This is a genomic window from Thermovirga lienii (assembly GCF_036847465.1).
GTDB lineage: Bacteria > Synergistota > Synergistia > Synergistales > Thermovirgaceae > Thermovirga > Thermovirga lienii.
Genome location: NZ_DAITZW010000066.1, coordinates 1 through 4051, shown reverse-complemented (window position 1 = coordinate 4051; position 4051 = coordinate 1). Strand labels below are relative to the sequence as shown.

Genomic DNA, 4051 nt, shown 5'->3' with positions numbered 1-4051 from the left:
GTTCTTGCTGAACAAAAGAAGACCAAGGAGCGTCTGGGTGAGATCCTGGTTAGAAAGGGATATATTACTGAAAGACAACTTGCCGAGATCTTAAGCAGACAGCTCAAGGTCCCATTGGTGTCTCTTGCCGGGTATAGGCCTATGTCGGAGGCTCTTAACTTGGTCCCTGAGAGGGTGGCCCGACGCCTCCAGGTGCTGCCTCTTGCCATAGTTGACAACAACAGGCTTATGGTGGCCATGGCTGATCCCCTCGATCTCATGGCTATAGACGAGATAAAGATGCTTACTGGCATGGAGCTGGAAATAGGCATAACCACCCCAAGCGAGATAGAGCGAGAGCTAGATAAGTTCTATAGAGTCAGAGGCTCCTTAGAGGACGCCATTGTGGAGGTTTATGAAACCACTGGTGGGGAGTTGGACCTTCAGCGGGAGGAGAGGGCCGCAAGCGCCGATGATGCCCCGGTAGTAAAGCTGGTTAACACCATCCTGGAACAGGGGGCTAAAGAGGGGGCCTCGGACATTCATATAGAGCCCTTCGAGAACGTAACTCGCGTCCGGTTCCGCGTGGACGGTGCCCTATACGACGCCTTGGACTTTCCTAGGAAGCTTCATCCTGCTGTTTCTTCTCGTATAAAGATAATGTCAAACATTGATATATCGGAAAAAAGAAGGCCCCAAGATGGCCGTATACTGATAAAGGTTGCCAACAGAAAAATAGACCTTAGGGTTTCCACTTTGCCTACCATATACGGAGAGAAGGTGGTCTTGAGGCTTTTGGACCAGACCAACGCCATGGTGGGACTTGAAAAACTGGGGCTCTATCCAGAGGACCGGGCATTGGTGGACGAGATGATAAACAGGCCCTACGGCATAGTGTTGGTGACTGGGCCTACAGGTAGCGGAAAATCCACAACCCTGTACTCCGTGCTGGAACAGATAAGTAAACCAGAGGTCAATATAATAACCGTGGAAGATCCTGTAGAATACACCATAGCAGGTATAAACCAGATTCAACTCAACGAAAAGGCAGGGCTTACCTTTGGTGAAGCCTTGAGGTCTATTTTGAGACAGGACCCGGACAAGATAATGGTTGGAGAGATAAGAGATTTGGAGACTGCTCAGCTCGCCATACGGGCAGCTCTTACAGGACATTTAGTTCTCTCTACCTTGCATACCAACGATGCCCCCAGCGCCTCCATAAGACTTGTGGAGATGGGGATAGCGCCGTTCTTGGTATCGTCGTCTCTCATAGGAGTTATAGCGCAGCGCCTCGTTCGGAAGCTGTGTCCCCACTGCAAGGAGGAATACTCGCCACCACCCAAGGTCTTGATGGACGTGGGGCTTCCTCCAGGGGTTACCCTTTGGAAGGCAGCAGGATGCGATGAGTGCAGAGGCACGGGCTACAAGGGTAGAACGGGCATATACGAAATAATGAAGGTGGACGAGGCTATTCAATCTTTGATACTTGAGGGAGCCTCAGCGGCTAGGGTTCGAAAAGAAGCCCTTTCGAAGGGTATGACCACCTTGCGGCAGTCAGGGCTCAGAAAGGCGGTAGACGGAATAACAAGCCTTGAAGAAGTGCTACAGGTAACTATCCAGTAGGTGAGGAGGAATTGTCGCAATGGTTCCAAGCATAAATGACATACTCGCTGAATCCATCAGAATGAAAGCCACCGATATCCACTTGGGGGTGGGGCTGCCACCTGCAGTTAGGGTAGATGGAGATTTGGTGTACCTTGCATCTTTCTCCGAACTGAGCAATGATGACCTTAGGGCCCTTGCAAGTGAGGTTTTGATGCGCCGTCAGCTTGAGGAGCTGGAGGAAAATAGGGAGATAGATTTCAGCTTTACATTTACTGGAGAGGGTGGTGAATCCTCCAGGTTCAGGGGAAACTGCTATTTCGAAAGGGGCAACATGTGTCTTGCTCTCAGAACCATTCCAACCAAGATCAGGACCATAGATGAGCTTAAGCTTCCCAAACAGATAATAGAGGTTACCAGAAAGTACAGAGGTCTTTTTCTGGTGACGGGTCCAACGGGAAGCGGTAAGAGTACCACCCTTGCGGCCCTTATACAGGAGATAAACAGGACCAGACCGTGCCATATAGTGACCATAGAGGACCCCATAGAATATCTTTATACATCCGATGTGGCGGTGATACACCAGCGAGAGGTAGGAAGCGACACCAAAAGCTTCGCGGAGGCCCTGAAGCGGGTTTTGAGGCAGGACCCCGACGTTATCTTGATAGGAGAGATGAGGGATCTGGAGACCATATCGGCGGCCATCACAGCGGCTGAGACTGGGCACTTGGTCTTTGCCACCCTTCACACCCAGAGTGCCCCTCAGACAGTGGACAGGATAATAGACGTTTTCCCACCCCACCAGCAACAGCAGATTCGCCAGCAGCTGAGCACCGTTCTGATAGGAGTCTGTACTCAACAATTGGTGCCAGTGCCGGGAGGAGGAAGGGTTGTGGCAACGGAGCTTCTTTTTGCCACCCCTGCCGTCAGGAACCTCATAAGAGAGGCCAAGGTTAGCCAAATGGTGAGCATAATGCAGACCGGCTCTGCCGCTGGCATGCACACTATGGACCAGGACCTTGCAAGACTCGTACGGGACGGCATTATACCCTATGAGATCGCCAAAGCTAGGTGTCACGACCCCAAAGATCTGGAGCGACTTGTCTTTGAAGTCTCTTTTTAAACAAGCAAAGTGCAAAAAACTGCAAATCGTGTTAAAACAAAATAATAAAAGTTATCAGGCTAACACGGCCTCTGAAGGGAGGAATGGCCTTGATTTTCCGATACAGGGCACGTACAGCTGACGGAAGAACTGTCAATGGTACAATTTCGGCCTACAGTCAGGAGCAGGTGGTGCAGCAGCTGAGAGGTCAAGGTCTGGTTCCCCTGGCAATAAGCGCTGATAAGGAAGAGCACAAGCTAAGCTTCAAGGAGAGGCTTCAGGCCATAGGGACTGTGCCTTTGAAGGACAAGGCGGTGCTTTTCAGGCAGCTTACCACAATGATATCCGCAGGCATAACCTTAGGGAGTGCCCTTGAGATACTTGTCCAGCAGACCAAGAACAAGAAGCTTGCCTTGGCGGTAAAGGAGGTAAAGCGTCTTGTGGACAGCGGTATATCCTTGAGCTCCGCCATGAGGACCAGGAAGGAATTCAACAACCTCATGGTCTCCATAGTCAGAGCTGGCGAGGAGGGGGGCGTCCTCGATAAGAGTTTGGATCGTCTTGCTACCTTTCTGGAGAGGCAGGAGGCCCTGAAAAAGAAGATAGTTTCTGCCGTGACCTATCCTGCGGTGGTCATGAGCTTTGCGGTAGGCGTAGTCTACATACTTGTGACCTTCATAGTTCCCCGGTTTGCCCAGGTCTTTGATGGCTTGGGGATAGACCTTCCGCCGGTTACAACCCTAACCTTTAATTTTGCTCTCTGGATGAACAGGAACTGGCCCTTTGTTTTGGGAAGTTTGGTTCTTTTCATTGTGCTCGTGGTGGTTCTCAATAGAAACAAGAACACTAAGCCCTACATGGATCGCCTGAAGTTGCGGCTGCCCCTGGTCGGAGATATTATATACAAGGCCATAATGGCCAGGACCAACAGAACTTTGTCTTCCATGGTGGAAGCAGGGGTTCCCATACTGATGGCCTTGGAGATGACAGCCGAGGTTGCCAACAACTACGTAATAGGCAAGGCCTATGAGGACCTGAAAGAGGCGGCAAGGAGAGGGCAGGCGTTGGGTGAGACGGCGGCCAAGACCAAGGTGTTTCCTCTTATGACCGCTCACATGATAACTGTCGGGGAGCAGACGGGCCGTCTGGAGGAGATGCTCGGAAAGGTTGCCGACTGGTTCGAGCTTGAGCTGGACGAGAAGATAAAGCGCCTATCGTCCATAATAGAGCCCGTGCTGATAATGTTCGTAGGAGGAGTGGTGGCTATCGTGGCCTCAGCTATATTCCTTCCCATTGTGGGGGCCATACAGGCCATGCTTTAGAAAAGGAGGTGGAAAAAAAGAGGGGAAATAGAGTTTTTAGGTAGTG

Annotated in this window: 3 protein-coding genes; all 3 read left to right on the top strand. The window is 51.1% G+C overall.

Features of this window, described 5'->3' with window-relative positions:
* Window positions 1-1602, top strand: a 1602-nt coding sequence (gene gspE, locus V7Z69_RS09615; protein WP_334139770.1) for a type II secretion system ATPase GspE, incomplete at its 5' end; no start/stop codon positions are given.
* Window positions 1603-1621: 19 nt separating this feature from the next.
* Window positions 1622-2704, top strand: coding sequence for a type IV pilus twitching motility protein PilT (locus V7Z69_RS09610; protein ID WP_334139769.1), 1083 nt, complete (start codon window positions 1622-1624; stop codon window positions 2702-2704).
* Between the two features lie 83 nt (window positions 2705-2787).
* Window positions 2788-4005, top strand: coding sequence for a type II secretion system F family protein (locus V7Z69_RS09605; protein WP_334139768.1), 1218 nt, complete (start codon window positions 2788-2790; stop codon window positions 4003-4005).
* Window positions 4006-4051 lie beyond the last annotated feature (46 nt).

Excerpts from the sequence above, each read along its gene's own strand:
- V7Z69_RS09610 (WP_334139769.1), top strand. The coding sequence starts at position 1,622 with ATGGTTCCAAGCATAAATGACATACTCGCTGAATCCATCAGAATGAAA.
- V7Z69_RS09605 (WP_334139768.1), top strand. The coding sequence starts at position 2,788 with ATGGCCTTGATTTTCCGATACAGGGCACGTACAGCTGACGGAAGAACT.